Origin of the sequence: Microbaculum mangrovi, from assembly GCF_051390635.1 — a bacterium.
Lineage (GTDB): Bacteria > Pseudomonadota > Alphaproteobacteria > Rhizobiales > Tepidamorphaceae > Microbaculum.
Genome location: NZ_JBPODT010000002.1, coordinates 731,335 through 744,919 on the forward strand (window position 1 = coordinate 731,335; position 13,585 = coordinate 744,919).

14 protein-coding genes and 1 tRNA gene are annotated in these 13,585 nt (G+C 66.1%); 9 read left to right on the forward strand and 6 right to left on the reverse strand.

From position 1 onward, the window contains the following. Positions 1 to 13: 13 nt before the first annotated feature. A complete protein-coding gene (locus ACSF9G_RS09875) occupies positions 14 to 496 on the reverse strand; it encodes an outer membrane protein assembly factor BamE (protein ID WP_436641021.1) in 483 nt (160 codons plus the stop codon). A gap of 122 nt (positions 497 to 618) precedes the next feature. Between ACSF9G_RS09875 and ACSF9G_RS09880 the strand changes: the two genes are divergently transcribed. The 6 genes from ACSF9G_RS09880 to ACSF9G_RS09905 all read left to right on the forward strand — a co-directional run bounded on the left by ACSF9G_RS09880 (position 619) and on the right by ACSF9G_RS09905 (position 4,977). Continuing rightward, positions 619 to 1,182 carry a ubiquinol-cytochrome C chaperone family protein gene (locus tag ACSF9G_RS09880; RefSeq protein ID WP_436641023.1) on the forward strand — a complete coding sequence of 188 codons (564 nt, stop codon included), beginning with the start codon at positions 619 to 621 and terminating at the stop codon, positions 1,180 to 1,182. Next, a complete protein-coding gene (locus ACSF9G_RS09885; RefSeq protein ID WP_436641025.1) occupies positions 1,179 to 1,721 on the forward strand; it encodes a YceD family protein in 543 nt (180 codons plus the stop codon). The genes ACSF9G_RS09880 and ACSF9G_RS09885 overlap by 4 nt, the downstream gene beginning before the upstream one ends. A gap of 138 nt (positions 1,722 to 1,859) precedes the next feature. Next, a complete protein-coding gene (plsX, locus tag ACSF9G_RS09890; RefSeq protein WP_436641027.1) occupies positions 1,860 to 2,924 on the forward strand; it encodes a phosphate acyltransferase PlsX in 1,065 nt (354 codons plus the stop codon). Continuing rightward, positions 2,921 to 3,898 carry a beta-ketoacyl-ACP synthase III gene (locus ACSF9G_RS09895; protein ID WP_436641029.1) on the forward strand — a complete coding sequence of 326 codons (978 nt, stop codon included), beginning with the start codon at positions 2,921 to 2,923 and terminating at the stop codon, positions 3,896 to 3,898. Before plsX ends, ACSF9G_RS09895 begins: the two co-directional genes overlap by 4 nt. 112 nt (positions 3,899 to 4,010) lie before the next feature. Further along, positions 4,011 to 4,328, forward strand: coding sequence for an integration host factor subunit alpha (locus tag ACSF9G_RS09900; protein WP_436642104.1), 318 nt, complete (start codon positions 4,011 to 4,013; stop codon positions 4,326 to 4,328). Between the two features lie 13 nt (positions 4,329 to 4,341). Then, complete coding sequence (locus tag ACSF9G_RS09905; RefSeq protein ID WP_436641031.1) at positions 4,342 to 4,977, forward strand: MerR family transcriptional regulator; 636 nt, start codon at positions 4,342 to 4,344, stop codon at positions 4,975 to 4,977. Between the two features lie 18 nt (positions 4,978 to 4,995). Here the strand turns inward: ACSF9G_RS09905 and ACSF9G_RS09910 are convergent, their stop codons facing one another. After that, positions 4,996 to 5,214 (reverse strand): hypothetical protein, encoded by a 219-nt coding sequence (locus tag ACSF9G_RS09910; RefSeq protein ID WP_436641033.1) that lies wholly within the window; start codon positions 5,212 to 5,214, stop codon positions 4,996 to 4,998. 178 nt (positions 5,215 to 5,392) lie between these two features. Here ACSF9G_RS09910 and ACSF9G_RS09915 point away from each other — a divergent pair. Both ACSF9G_RS09915 and ACSF9G_RS09920 read left to right on the forward strand, forming a co-directional pair. Beyond that, positions 5,393 to 5,470 (forward strand) — tRNA-Pro (locus ACSF9G_RS09915). 185 nt (positions 5,471 to 5,655) lie between these two features. Further along, positions 5,656 to 6,459, forward strand: a complete 804-nt coding sequence (locus ACSF9G_RS09920) for a class I SAM-dependent methyltransferase (protein ID WP_436641035.1) — start codon at positions 5,656 to 5,658, stop codon at positions 6,457 to 6,459. On the opposite strand, the gene ACSF9G_RS09925 is transcribed toward ACSF9G_RS09920, so the two are convergent. The 4 genes from ACSF9G_RS09925 to ACSF9G_RS09940 all read right to left on the reverse strand — a co-directional run bounded on the left by ACSF9G_RS09925 (position 6,438) and on the right by ACSF9G_RS09940 (position 11,077). Beyond that, complete coding sequence (locus ACSF9G_RS09925) at positions 6,438 to 7,718, reverse strand: O-antigen ligase family protein (protein ID WP_436641037.1); 1,281 nt, start codon at positions 7,716 to 7,718, stop codon at positions 6,438 to 6,440. The genes ACSF9G_RS09920 and ACSF9G_RS09925 overlap by 22 nt on opposite strands. Then, the gene (locus ACSF9G_RS09930) at positions 7,715 to 9,235 is read right to left on the reverse strand and encodes an undecaprenyl-phosphate glucose phosphotransferase (protein WP_436641039.1); all 1,521 of its coding nucleotides are present in this window, start codon (positions 9,233 to 9,235) and stop codon (positions 7,715 to 7,717) included. The genes ACSF9G_RS09925 and ACSF9G_RS09930 overlap by 4 nt, the downstream gene beginning before the upstream one ends. A 145-nt stretch (positions 9,236 to 9,380) precedes the next feature. Further along, a complete protein-coding gene (locus tag ACSF9G_RS09935) occupies positions 9,381 to 10,511 on the reverse strand; it encodes a glycosyltransferase family 4 protein (RefSeq protein ID WP_436641041.1) in 1,131 nt (376 codons plus the stop codon). An 8-nt stretch (positions 10,512 to 10,519) separates the two neighbouring features. Beyond that, positions 10,520 to 11,077, reverse strand: a complete 558-nt coding sequence (locus ACSF9G_RS09940; RefSeq protein ID WP_436641049.1) for a polysaccharide biosynthesis/export family protein — start codon at positions 11,075 to 11,077, stop codon at positions 10,520 to 10,522. Between the two features lie 184 nt (positions 11,078 to 11,261). On the opposite strand from ACSF9G_RS09940, the gene ACSF9G_RS09945 reads away from it, so the two are divergent. After that, positions 11,262 to 13,556, forward strand: coding sequence for a GumC family protein (locus ACSF9G_RS09945; protein WP_436641051.1), 2,295 nt, complete (start codon positions 11,262 to 11,264; stop codon positions 13,554 to 13,556). Positions 13,557 to 13,585 lie beyond the last annotated feature (29 nt).

The window sequence follows — 13,585 nt, forward strand, 5'->3', positions numbered from 1 at the left end:
GCGCCGCCGGACGCTATTCGACTTCCTCGCCCACGGCCGAGGAGAAGATCTGCTTGAGGAACGAGGCTTCCGCCCCCGTCGTCGGCGTCTTGCGCGCGATGAAGTCGACCACGCGCCCGTCCTCGAGACCGTAATTGGCGAAGCGCTCGACCCGGCGGTCCGTGTCGAAATAGACGGCCAGGATGCGCTGATCGGTCGTCTTCGGGGAAAGGAACGCGGTCGTCTCGGTGGTCTGCGAGATGTAGTAGTAGACTTCGTTGCCGAAGGTCGCTGTCGTCGACGGCGTGCCGAGCACGAAGTCGACTTGCTCCTTGGATGAGCCGACCGGTACCTGGTCGAGCTGATCTTGCGATACGATGTATCCGTGCCGCTGGACGGTGGTGAAGGTGGTGCACGCCGACAGGCCGACGACGGCGGCACAGAGTGCTGCGCCGATCAGGAGCCGGCCACGAAGCGTGGCGCGGGTCGGAAGCCGTTCTGAATCAGTATGTCGCATCGTGTTCTTGTTCCCAGGTGCACAACCGTGCAATTACCGGCGGCGGGCGATTGACCTAGCTCGGGGGTCGGCTGAATGCAACCCGTTGACACGAGCGCCCGGGGCGCGGAAGGACGCCGGACATGTTTCGTAAACTGCTCCAACGTATCCGCTCGGACGATCGTCCCTACGGCGTCTATGCCGCAATCGTGGCGCAGGCGCGGCAGCCGGCATTCTATCAGGGCGTCGGTGTCGCCGACACCGCCGAGGGCCGTTTCGACATGATCGTGCTGCATGTCGTGCTGATCATGCGCCGTCTGCGCGGGGAGGGCGCCGAGGGCCGGTCGCGTGCCCAGGCCCTGTTCGACCTGTTCTTTGACGACATGGACCGCAACCTGCGCGAGATGGGCGTCAGCGACATGGCGGTGCCAAAGCGCATTCGCTCGATGGTGGAGGCGTTCTACGGCCGTGCGGGCGTCTATGACGCGGCCCTGGATGCAGCCGGTGGCGAAGGGCTGGAGGCCGCGCTCGAGCGAAACCTGTTCGCGGGGGCTTGCGCCCAGTCCGGCCTCGATGCCATGGCAGCCTATGTCGTCGCCTGCGAAGAGGCATTGGCGAAAACTTCCGGTGACGCGCTTGCCGCCGGGCGGATAGACTGGCCTGCGATCCCGGCGTCGGCGGTCGAGGATCGGGAAGGGGCAGAATGACGTCGAAACCGTATCCGATAAGCGTCGTCGTGACGCGCGACGAGGTCCCCGAGGGTGGCCTGGCGGTCGGGATCGACGCCACGGCGGACGAGCGCGTGGCGATTGCCCGGTATCTCGAATGTCCCTCGGTCCTGTCGATGTCGGCCCGGTTGACGGTGACGCACTGGCGCGGCCGCGGGCTTGCCGTTCGTGGCGCCCTCGACGCCTGCATCGTGCAGACCTGCGTCGTCACCCTCGAGCCCTTCGAGAACGCGGTCCATGAGGACGTGGAATCGTTTTTCGCGCCCGATGTCGCGCCGAGGCCCGAAGAGGAGGCCGCCGAGGCAGCGGAAATCCACGATATCGATGTCGAACCGCTGGTCCATGACCGGATCGATGTCGGCGCGCTCGTCAGCGAGTATCTCGCACTCGGTCTCGATCCCTATCCGCGAAAACCGGGTGTCACTTTTCAAAACGAGGCGGGCAATGGTGAAGAGGAGGCGAAAAGTGGCGCATTTGCTTCACTGGCCGCTCTGCGTGGCAAGCACGATGAGACCTGAGCGGTTCCACACAGGGCGGGCGACGTGGCAAGAAAGCGGTTGTTTCAACGGCTTAAACCGCTATTGTCCGGGGCTTCTTGCGCCGAGGGTTGCTGCTCCGGCAGTGGCCGGCAAAACGGTCTTCGCGCATAAAGCCTGATGGTCTCTCCAGTACGCATTTCGATCGACGCTATGGGTGGTGACTTCGGCCCGTCCGTGGTCATTCCCGGCTGCGCGCTGGCGCGCGAACGCTATCCCGACAGCGAGTTCCTGTTCTTCGGCGACGAATCCATGATTCGTCCGGTCCTCGACGCGCACCCGGCTCTGGCGGCGGTCTCGATCATCGAGCACACGGACGTGGCCGTTCGCATGGACGACAAGCCGAGCCAGGCGCTCCGCCATGGCCGCCGTCGCTCCAGCATGTGGCTGTCGCTGGAAGCCATCAAGGCGGGCAGGGCGGATGTCACGGTATCGGCCGGCAACACCGGCGCCCTCATGGCCATGTCGAAACTGTGCCTGCGGATGATGTCCGGAATCGAACGCCCGGCCCTGGCGGCGATCTGGCCGACCCTGCGCGGCGAAAGCATCGTCCTCGACGTCGGCGCCACCATCGGGTCGGACGCCGAGCAGCTTGTCGGCTTTTCCGTCATGGGCGAGGCGATGGCGCGGGCCCTGTTCGGCGTCAACCGTCCGAAGGTCGGCCTGCTCAACATCGGCGTCGAGGAGGTCAAGGGCCTGGAGTACATCCGCGCCGCCGGCCAGATCCTGCGCGAAGGCAATATCCCCATCGACTATACCGGTTTCATCGAGGGCGACGATATCGGCAAGGGCACCGTGGACGTCGTGGTCTGCGAGGGCTTCACCGGCAACATCGCGCTGAAGACCGCCGAGGGTACCGCCAAGCAGATCGCCGAGTACCTGCGCCAGGGCATGCGACGCAGCCTGCTCAGCCGGATCGGATTCCTGTTCGCCAAGGCGGCCTTCGACACGCTCAAGGAAAAGATGGACCCGCGCAAGTCGAACGGCGGCGTCTTCCTCGGGCTCAACGGCATGGTCATCAAGAGCCACGGCGGTACCGACGCGGAAGGCTATTCCGCCGCCGTCGCGCTGGGCTATCACCTGTCCCGGAACGGACTTATGAAGAAAATCGAGGACGGCCTCGGTCACTACGACCGCAACAGGGACGTCGTCACTCCAGAACAAGCCGAGGTGGTCGATTCGTGAAAGTCTTGCGTAGCGTGGTGCGCGGCACCGGGTCCTATCTCCCGGCGCGCGTGATGACCAACGATGAGCTATCGCGCATGGTGGACACCTCGGACGAATGGATCGTCCAGCGCAGCGGCATTCGCGAGCGCCACATCGCGGCCGACGGCGAAGTCACCTCCGACCTTGCCACCCATGCCGCGCGCGCGGCGCTCGAGGATGCGGGGATCGCGCCCGGCGAGATCGACATGATCGTGCTGGCGACCGCCACGCCCGACAACACCTTTCCCGCGACCGCGGTTACGGTGCAGGCGAATCTCGGCATCGAGCACGGGTCGGCTTTCGACGTCCACGCCGTCTGCTCCGGCTTCGTCTATGCCGTGGCCACTGCCGATGCGATGCTGCGCGCCGGCAATGCCCGCAAGGCGCTGGTGATCGGGGCGGAGACCTTTTCGCGGATCCTCGACTGGGAGGACCGCACCACCTGCGTCCTCTTCGGCGACGGCGCCGGCGCCATCGTCCTCGAGGCCGTCGAGGAAGCCGCCAATCCGGACGGGCGCGGCGTCCTGTCGGTGCGCCTGCGCTCCGACGGCCGCCACAAGGACAAGCTGTATGTCGACGGCGGGCCGTCGTCGACGGGAACCGTCGGCCATCTGCGCATGCAGGGCCGCGAGGTGTTCCGCCATGCCGTCGGCATGGTCTCGGACGTGATCGACGGAGCGCTGTCCGATGCCGGCATGGCGGCGCAGGACATCGACTGGTTCGTGCCGCACCAGGCCAACAAGCGCATCATCGACGCGACGGCTCGAAAGTTCGGCTGGCCGGAGGACAAGGTCGTCATCACGGTCGACAAGCACGGCAACACGTCGGCGGCCTCGATTCCGTTGGCGCTCGACATTGCCAGGCGGGACGGGCGCGTGAAAAAGGGTCAACTTGTCATGCTCGAGGCGATGGGCGGCGGATTGACCTGGGGTGCGGCACTGTTGCGCTGGTGACGCAGCAGGATACTTTGCCGATTGTCTTAGTTGACCCGCGCCGTTAGAGCTAATAGCGTTTTCCGTTCAGGGACGTAGCCGACGCGGCGGCGGTTATGTGGAGCGTACGCAGATGGGGGATAAGACGGTCACGAGAGCGGACCTCTGTGAGGCGGTCTATCAGACGGTAGGCCTTTCACGGACGGAATCGGCCGATTTGGTCGAACTGGTGCTCTCAGAGATCGCCGATTGCCTGGAGCAGGGGGAGACAGTGAAGCTGTCTTCGTTCGGCTCTTTTGTCGTGCGCGAGAAAGGCGAGCGCATCGGCCGCAATCCCAAGACCGGCGAGGAAGTGCCGATCGAGCCGCGGCGCGTTCTCGTTTTCAAGCCCAGCGCCGTCCTGAAGCAACGTATCAACAACGGCGCCGACATATCCGACACAGCGGACTGAGCCGGATCCCGACATGACCGAAAAGTCGCCCGAGGCCTTCCGCACGATCAGCGAAGTGGCCGAGGAGCTCGACGTGCCGCAGCACGTCCTGCGCTTCTGGGAGACCCGATTCGCGCAGATCAAGCCGATGAAGCGCGGCGGCGGCCGGCGCTACTATCGTCCCGAAGACGTCAATCTGCTGAAGGGCATCCGCCATCTGCTCTATGGCGAGGGATACACGATCAAGGGTGTCCAGCGCATTCTGAAGGAACAGGGCGTCCGCCACGTCGCCGCGATCTGGGAAAGCGACGAGGCCGAACCGGTGGAGGCGACCCCGCCGCAGACGACCCCGTCGCAGGCGGCGATCGACGAATTGCCCGAACCCGAACCCGTGGAACGGCCACGGCCTGCGCCGCGCCCCTCGGCGCCGCCTCCCTCTGTCCAATCCCCCTCTGTCCAATCCCCCTCGGCTCATTCCCCCGCGGCGCAGCCCTCCTCGCCTCCGCCGCAGGTGGCGCCGGTCGTGGCACGACAGCCCCGCGCGGAACCGGCCCCCGTGCCTGCGGCGCCTGCGCCCCGCAGCGGCCTGTCCCAGGACGATGTCCGTCAGCTCAAGGCGGCGCTGTTCGAGCTGATCGAATGCAAGCGTCTTCTCGAAGCAGCGACCTGACCGGGTGCCGTCCGGACTTCAGATGCGCCCGAATCCCGCGGCGTTGACATAGGTTTCCCATGCTTCGTAGGCCGCCTTCTTGCGCTTCGACACTTCGTTGGCGAGGACGGCGACATCCTTGTCCTCGAGGTCGCCCGCCATCCCGCCGACCGCGGTGCGGAACGCGTCCACGGCCTCGTCGAGGCCTTTGATCGCGTCCTCCCAGGCGGAATAGAGGTGGTGCGGGTGATCGGTCATCGGCGTTCTCCCGTCGTTTGCGGTGTTCGACCCTAGCGTTGCGTGTGCGGCTTGGCCAATCGGCCCGCTTGAACGGGACCGGGAAGACCGTCATCTGTGTATTGCGTGTCCTTGCATCGCGAGACGGGCTTGAGGCAAGCGTCGCGAACCGCTAGAAGGGCAGGGCCTTGATGGCAGTCGGAGCGTAGCGCAGCCCGGTTAGCGCACTTGTCTGGGGGACAAGGGGTCGGGAGTTCAAATCTCCCCGCTCCGACCATTTTCTCAAGAGATCCCGAGTACCGGCCTTTGGGCCTCTGTTTCGCGTGCAGGCGCGGACGGGGACCGGCCGTGCGTCGATTAACCAAGCGTTTGCAATCTGTTAGTTGTCGCCGGTGTATCTGCGTAGGGTCACTTTGAGATATGGCCGCGCCTTGAACGGTGCCCAGGCAAGGAACCGATACCATGACGCATGTGGAACCGATCGCCGCGACCGCGCTGTCCGCCGGCCGCGCTTCAGGGGACGAGTCGTCACTCGATGGGTTCTTTGCCAGGCTCGATCCCGATGTCCGCTCCGAGTGGGCCTGGGACAACTACAAGCCGACGATCGAGGCCCTGTCCCGCGCCTTCGGGCTGCGCCGGCTGGTGGAGATTGGCGGCGGCCGTGATCCGTTGTTCACGCCGGATGAGGCGGCCGCGCTCGGGATCGAGCTGACGATCAACGACATCTCGCAGGAAGAGCTGGACAACGGTCCCGAGGAATTTTCGAAGGCCCGCTTCGATATCGCCGGCGACCTGACGGACACCGGCGTGAAGCGCGGGTCCTACGATCTCGCCTTCTCGCGGATGGTGTTCGAGCATGTCGCGGACGGCCGGCGTGCGTGGGCCAACCTCAACGAGATTCTGGCGCCCGGCGGCGTCGCCATCGCCTTCGTGCCGACGCTCTACGCGTTGCCCTACGTGGCCAACATGGCGATCCCGGAATGGGTGTCGCAGAAGATCGTCAAGATGCTCTACCCGCATCGCACCGACGACGAGGACCCGAAGTTTCCGGCGTATTACGATTGGACCTTCGGCAGTGAGAAGAAGCTCCGGCCCATGCTCGAAGGCGCCGGCTTCCGCGAGGCCGTCGTGGTGCCGTTCTACTACCACGACTATTTCGAGCGCATTCCCGTTGTCCGCCAGATCGACAACCTGATGAACCGCGTCGCGGCCGCGCGCGACTGGCGCTTCCTGACCAGCTACGCCTACATCGCTGCGCGCAAGTAGCGCGGCGGGACCTGCGTCGCGGCATGCCGGTAGGGCACGGCCGCGGCCGACATCCCCCACAGCAGCCCGCCGATCAGGAAGAAGTGCCGCCAGTGGTCGGTGTCGATGATGAAGCCTTCCAGCGATAGCGGAAGGAACGTTGCCAGCGCGGCGAAGTGATAGGCCTGCCATGGCGTGCGCACGAAGGCGAATCGGATGCCGACGAGCCAGGTCAGCACCACGAAGGTGATGTAGCCGAGGGCGCCGATCCACCCGTATGACGCGACCGAGTTCAGGTAGACGTTGTGCGGATCCTGCTTGTAGAGCTTCGAATACGCGAACGGGCCCAGCCCGAAGGGCCGTTCGATGACGTCCGGCAGCGAGCGCGCCTGGGTGGCGAAGCGGCCGGTTTCGCCGACGTCGTAGCTCTGGCTCAGGTCGGCGCGTTCCTGGAACACCTTTCCGACCTGGGGCACGGCGATGATCGCGACGATCAGTCCCGCGAAGATCATCGCGCCGGCAATGGCGCCGATACCCATGCGGATGCGGAAGCGTGGATCCGGCGCGAACAGGAACATCAGCCCGGCCATGATCAGCGTCGAGACGATGAAGTGCCCCCAGGCTGCGCGCGAGAACGACAGCAGCAGGCCGATCAGGATCACCGCGAGCGGCAGCGCGGCGAAGACGAGGCGCTTGCCGTGTCGGGTGAGCAGGTCCTGGACGAGTAGCAGCGCCGGAAAGATCAGGAACGGGCCGTAGACGTTCGGATCCTTGAAGGTCCCGCGCGCCCGATTGTAGAGCGTGAACAGGTCGCGTGTGCCGCCGATGTCGAAATAGCCGACGATGCCCGCGGTCGCCGCGCAGACGGCGGCGACGATATAGGCGTTGCGGATGATCCCCATCCGGCCGACCGGGTCTTCGCTGACGAGCGTGGCGAAGATGATCGTGGTGATCGCCAGGTAGATGGAGATCGCGACGTAGCGGATCGCGGCGGTGTCGTGGGCGACCTGGATCACCGACGTGATTCCGCCGATGGAAAACATCACGACCAGGAACAGGAACGCGGGCGCCAGGAAACGCGGGAACGACACGCCGCGCACCAGCACCGCCCAGCACAGCACCAGGAACGTGAACTCGTAGGGCGACGGTTCGTAGAGGACGAGGAAGCTAGACGCGATCGTGACCCACAGGGTCGGGCGCACGAGCAACCTGTCGCGCCGCTGCCAGCGATCGATCCGCGCCTCGGTGACCGGCGCCGTATGGCCGGCCGCTGCCGTCAATACGCGCCTTCCTTCTTGGTCAGGAGCGAGTAGGGCGTCAGCAGCAGGATGTAGAGGTCGAACAGCACCGACCAGTTCTCGATGTAGTCGAGGTCGAACTTGACGCGCTGCTGGATCTTCTCCGACGTGTCGGTCTCGCCGCGCCAGCCGTTGACCTGGGCCCAGCCGGTGATGCCGGGTTTGACCCGGTGGCGGGCGAAATAGCCGTCGACGACCGTGTCGTAGAGCTTGTCGGCGGCCTTGGCGTGCAGGGCGTGGGGGCGCGGGCCGACGAGCGACAGCTCGCCGCGCAAGACGTTGAACAGCTGCGGCAGCTCGTCGAGGCTGGTCTTGCGGATGAACCGGCCGACGCGGGTCACGCGCGGATCGCTCTTGGTGACGAGCTTGATCGCCGTCGGATCGCACTTCTCGGCGTACATCGAGCGGAACTTGAAGACCTCGATCAGCTCGTTGTTGAAGCCGTAGCGCTTCTGGCGGAACAGCGCCGGGCCCGAGCTGTCGAGCTTGATGGCAAGCGCGACAAGCGCCATCACCGGCAGGGCCAGGATCAGCAGAATCGTGCCGATCACGCGGTCGAACAGCCATTTGAGAACGTAGTCCCAATCGGCGATCGGCTTGTCGAACACGTCGATGAAGGGGACGTTGCCGATATAGGAATAGGAGCGCGGCCGGAAGCGCAGCTGGTTGGTGTGCGCGCTCAGCCGGATGTCGACCGGCAGCACCCAGAGCGTCCGCAGCATCTGGAGCACGCGCTTCTCGGCGCTGATCGGCAGCGCCACGATCAAAAGGTCGATGCGCGTTCGGCGGGCGAATTCGACGAGCTGGCCGACGGTGCCGAGTTTGGGATAGCCGCGGACCACCGCCGGCGAGCGGTCGTCGCCCCGGTCGTCGAAGATGCCGCAGATCCGGATATCGGAATCAGGAGACGCGTTCAGCGCCTCGATCAGCTTGGCGGCCGGTTCGCCGCCGCCGACGATCACCGCGCGCCGCTCCAGCCGGCCGCTGCGGGTCCAGTGCCGCACCAGGAGGGCAAGCCCGACACGGAACAGGGCGAGCGACACGAAACCGACCGCGAACCACAGGCCCAGCCAGACGCGCGAGAACGAGTCGCCGAGCTTGAGGAAGAAGGCGATCAGCGCCAGGACGGCGAAGACGCCGACCCAGCCGACCAGAAGCCGGCTGTTCTGGCGCAGGAAGGTCCGAAGCGCCTGCGGCGTGTAGATGTCGACCGCCTGGAACGCCATGATCGACAGTCCGGCGCCGAGCAGGATCGCAAGCGGATAGAGAGCGGGCATGCCCTCTTGCGGATAGACGTACAGGAACTGGGCGGCGAAGCCGACGGCCGCGACCAGCAGGAATTCGACGACGCGGGCAACGCCCGTGATGACGATGGTCGAAATCGCCGGATCGACGCGCTCTTCGGCAACCCGTATCGCTTCGGCGCCGAGTGGCTTCGGCGCCCTGTTTCCGGCGGTAGCCCGGGAACCGTTTGCCGTGCCGATGGCGTCCGCCTCCATGGACGGAGCGTCCGCGCCGGAGGTCGGCGCGCCAATCGGCCTGGTATTCGAAGAATTCATTACTTAAATGCCCGTGCCGGAGGGATTTCTTGCGCCTTGCCCCCCTCCTAGCGCGAAAGTGTCTAGGAAGATTTAATCGAAAAAGTCACGTCTCCGTAACGTAAGCGTCCAGTATCGCGTCGGTCATTCCCGCAATGGAGAAGCGCCCGGCGACGTCCTCGGACAGTGCCCTGGCATCGTCTTTCGCCCGGTTCGGATCGTCCAGAACACGGCCCATCGCCGCGGCGAGGCGTTCCGGATCGTCCGGCGGGACGAGCCGGTCGGCCTGGACGCCGAAGATCTCCGGTATTCCGCCGACATCGGTGGAGACGATCGGCAGGCCGGCGGCGGCGGCCTCGAGCACGACATAGGGCAGGGATTCGGCCCGCGACGGCACCACGACGCAGCGTCCGAGCTGGAACGCCTCGCGCGCCGGCATGGCGCCGGGAAACCGGACGCGCGCGGCAAGTCCGAGTGTTTCCGCCGTCATGCGCAACTTGTCCCCGTCCGCGCCCGCCCCGACGATGACGGCCGTCGGCCCCGCGCCGTCGCGCGCCAGCCGTGCGAGCGCCTCCAGCAGCGTGTCGATGCCCTTCAGGGCCCGAAGCTCTCCGATGAAGACGAAATCGGCGGCGTCGTCGGCCGCAACGACGGGTGTGAACTCGTCCGGAGCGAGCCCGTTATGCACCACCCGCACGATTCCCGGCGGCGGGCCGACCTTGTCGGTGAAGGTCCTGAGCCCGTACTCGCTTTCGAACAGGAACACATCCGTGCGCGAGGCGAGATGGCGCTCGACCGCCAGGAACACGAAACCGGCGGGTGAGAGCTTGCCGTAATGCAGGCTGCCGCCGTGCGGCGTGTAGGCGCGTATCGGCCGGGGTCCGTTCTCTCTCAGCCGCGTGCCGGCGATTCGCGCGTAGGCGCCGCCCTTGGCGCCATGGCCATGCAGGACGTCCGGCTTCAGCGCCCCAGCCAGCCTGCCGATGCGGCGCGCCACCGCGACATCGCCCGGTCCGGGCAGCCGCGCCATGGGGAAACGCGTGATTCCCAGCTTGCAGACCTGATTCAGCCGCTCGAACCGCGCCGTCGCCGTCGCGCCGCCGGTGCTCGCATCGGCGATCAGTCCGACCAGGTGTCCCCGTTCCGCCTGCGCCTCGGCGAGGTCGCAGACATGCCGGAACAGGCCGCCGACCGGGGCGCGCAGGCAGTGGACGATTCGCAGCGGTTCGGTGGGCATAGACGCCGTCAGAACCAGCGCTCAAGGACCTGGACGGTGTCGCCGGGACGGATCGGATGATCCAACGGCACGCGGGCCTGCACCAGCGTGCCGTTATAGTTGCGCGAGATCTCCACCATGGTCTGGGTGGCGCGCGCGGTGAACCCGCCGCCGATGGCGATGGCGTTGCGCGCCGTCAGGCCGGCGACATAGGGGTACTGCCCGGGATTGCCGACTTCGCCGAGGATAAAGAACGGCCGGTAGGTATCGACCTGGACCGAAACCGACGGGTTGCGGAGGAATCCGGCGCTCAACTTGCTGCCCAGGGAGGCCTGGAGGTCCTGGGGGGTCAGGCCGCGCGCCTTGACGTCGCCGATCAGCGGCATCGAGATGTTGCCGGCGTCGTCGACCGAATATGTGTTGCTCAGCGTGGGCTGGTCGAACACCACGATGCGCAGCTGGTCGCCCGCATCCAGCCGGTACGGCGCATTCAGCGCCGCGACAAATCGTTCGTCGACCTTCGGCGGGCTGGCACAGCCCGATAGGGTTACCAGACAGGCGGCAAGTAGAAAATGAAACGCGCGCAACGTCGTCCCCGTAGGGTGAGTTCTGAACTTATGGTTTCCGATTGGTAAGCGCGCAGGGTTAAGAAAGCTTAACCCGATAGGGCCGAAACGGCCGGCGCGGCGAGGCTGCCGGCCTAAATATTAACACAATAGTTACCCTATCGGATCGAATGTCGGACTCGATTGATTGGGGATTCGATCCAAGATGCCCGCGCATAGCCGCTTTGCCGACATGCCGATGGCCGGCCAGACCGTTTCGGCCGGCGGTGCGCCTGCGGGCGTCTCGGCGGGTGGACTGGTATCCGCCCTGTGGCGCGCCCGGTTCTGGATCGTCCTGCCGGTAATCGTCGCCACCGCGCTCGCCGTTCTCTGGCTTTCGGGGGTGACGCCGCTCTACCGCTCCACCGCGAAGCTCCTCGTCGAAAATCAGGAGACCGCCTACACGCGGCCGTCGGCGACGGTGGAGGAGCGCACGCTGCTCGACCAGGAATCGATCCGCAGCCAGGTCCAGCTCATCCTGTCGGCCGACCTGAGCCGCAAGATCATCGCCGACTTGAAGCTGGGCGCGCTGCCTGAATTCAATCCGGACAGCGCTCCCTCCGTGTTTTCGCGGATCCTGTCGCTGTTCGGCGTTGCGCGCGATCCGACGGGCATGACCAACGACGAGAAGGTACTCGACAAGTACTATGAGCGCCTGACTGTCTACCAGGTAGAGCAGTCTCGGGTCATCGCGGTCGAGTTCGCGTCGGAAAATCCCGAACTTGCCGCGCGCATCGCCAATGCGATCGCCGACGGCTACATCGACATGCAGAAGACGGCCAAGCGTGACGCGACGCGCGAGGCCAGCGAGTGGCTCAAGACCCAGATCGACGCCTTGCGCACCAAGGTGGACGAGGCCGAGCGCGCGGTCGAGGAGTACCGCACCGAGCACGGCCTGTTCTCCACGCTGCGCGGCGCCACGCAGCCGCAGTCGCTTAGTGGGCAGCAACTGAGCGAACTGACGACGCAGCTTGCGCTTGCGCGCGCTCAGAAGTCCGAGGCGCTGGCCAAGGCGCGACTGATCCGCGAGATGCTCGAAGCCGGCGGGCCGATCGAATCGAGCGAGGTCCTCAATTCGCCGCTGATCCAGGGGCTCGTCTCGCAGCAGGTGCAGTTGCGCGCCCAGATTGCCGAACTGTCCACGACGCTCGGCCCCCGCCATCCGCGCATGCTGCAGCTCAACGCCCAGCTCGGCGATCTTCGCAAGCAGATCCGCGACGAAGCGATGAAGTATGCCCGCGCCGCAGAGAACGACGCCACCGTCGCCGCGGAACGGGAGCATGAACTGCTCGCCAATCTCGATACCCTTAAGGCCACGGCGGCTCAGTCGAACGAGAACGAGGTCGCGTTGCGCGCGCTCGAGCGCGACGCCAAGTCGGAGCGCGACCTGCTCGAATCGCTGCTGGCACGCTACCGCGACGCCACCGCGCGCGAGGATGTCGGGTCGCTGCCCGCCAACGCGCGCCTCATCTCACGTGCCGCACCGGCGTCCGAGCCGTATTTCCCCAAGACGCTGGCGACGCTGCTGGCGGCCTTCCTGGGTAGCCTCGTGCTGGCCTGCGGCATCGTCATCACCCTCGAGCTGTTCCGCTCGGTCGGCGAATACCCCGTCGGTGCGACGAGCCTGCCTGTGCCGGTCAGGGGCGGCCCTGCCGAATCTCCGCTCACCGGATCGTCCGGCACCGGACCGGATCCGGGCCCGGCACCGGGCAAGCGCCGCGTGAAGGACCGCGAGCCGGATACGGACGCGCCGCGCGCTGTTGTCGAAGAGCCCGCATTGACCGGTTTCGTCGGCGGGCCGGTGAAGACGGGGCTCGACGGTATTCGCGACCGAATCCTGCTGAATTCCTCCGGTGACGTCGCCCACACGGTACTGGTCACGTCCGTACGCGACCGTTCCGACACCAGGAAGTTCGCCATGCGGCTTGCCCGCGACGTAGCCGGGCAGGGGCGGCGCGTTGTCGTGGTCGATACGGCCTTCGCCGAGGACAAGCCCGGCGCCGAAAAGAAAACCGCCGCCGAAGAGAAGCCCGCCGAAGAGAAGCCCGGCGAAGAGAAGCCCGGCGATGGGGAGCTCGGTCTGGGCGACCTGCTGATGGGCAACGCCGCCTTCGAGACGGTGATCCGGCGCGACGAGTACTCCCGGGTCCACGCCATCGCGGCGGGCCATACCGCCGCCGATCCGCTGATCCTGCTGGCCTCGGACCGCATGGAGACCGTCCTTGAGGCGCTGCGGCTAACCTATGACGTGGTGTTCCTGCTGGCCCCGGCCGTCATTCGCCATGGCGAGGCGCGGCTGCTGGCCGCCCGTGCCGACTTCGCCCTGCTGTTGTCGAGCGGGGCGGTGGGAGAAACCGCTTCGCAGCGCGCCCGCGACCGCCTCGAGGCTGCCGGCGTGGAGGGTGTCGAGGTGATCACCATCGCCGACAACGGCGACGATCCGGAACGCACGGCGGCCTAGACCGCGATAACGGAACCGATGGGCACCGG

Excerpts from the sequence above, each read along its gene's own strand:
- ACSF9G_RS09875 (WP_436641021.1), bottom strand. The coding sequence starts at position 496 with ATGCGACATACTGATTCAGAACGGCTTCCGACCCGCGCCACGCTTCGT.
- ACSF9G_RS09880 (WP_436641023.1), top strand. The coding sequence starts at position 619 with ATGTTTCGTAAACTGCTCCAACGTATCCGCTCGGACGATCGTCCCTAC.
- ACSF9G_RS09885 (WP_436641025.1), top strand. The coding sequence starts at position 1,179 with ATGACGTCGAAACCGTATCCGATAAGCGTCGTCGTGACGCGCGACGAG.
- plsX (WP_436641027.1), top strand. The coding sequence starts at position 1,860 with ATGGTCTCTCCAGTACGCATTTCGATCGACGCTATGGGTGGTGACTTC.
- ACSF9G_RS09900 (WP_436642104.1), top strand. The coding sequence starts at position 4,011 with ATGGGGGATAAGACGGTCACGAGAGCGGACCTCTGTGAGGCGGTCTAT.
- ACSF9G_RS09905 (WP_436641031.1), top strand. The coding sequence starts at position 4,342 with ATGACCGAAAAGTCGCCCGAGGCCTTCCGCACGATCAGCGAAGTGGCC.
- ACSF9G_RS09910 (WP_436641033.1), bottom strand. The coding sequence starts at position 5,214 with ATGACCGATCACCCGCACCACCTCTATTCCGCCTGGGAGGACGCGATC.
- ACSF9G_RS09920 (WP_436641035.1), top strand. The coding sequence starts at position 5,656 with ATGACGCATGTGGAACCGATCGCCGCGACCGCGCTGTCCGCCGGCCGC.
- ACSF9G_RS09930 (WP_436641039.1), bottom strand. The coding sequence starts at position 9,235 with ATGGAGGCGGACGCCATCGGCACGGCAAACGGTTCCCGGGCTACCGCC.
- ACSF9G_RS09935 (WP_436641041.1), bottom strand. The coding sequence starts at position 10,511 with ATGCCCACCGAACCGCTGCGAATCGTCCACTGCCTGCGCGCCCCGGTC.
- ACSF9G_RS09945 (WP_436641051.1), top strand. The coding sequence starts at position 11,262 with ATGCCCGCGCATAGCCGCTTTGCCGACATGCCGATGGCCGGCCAGACC.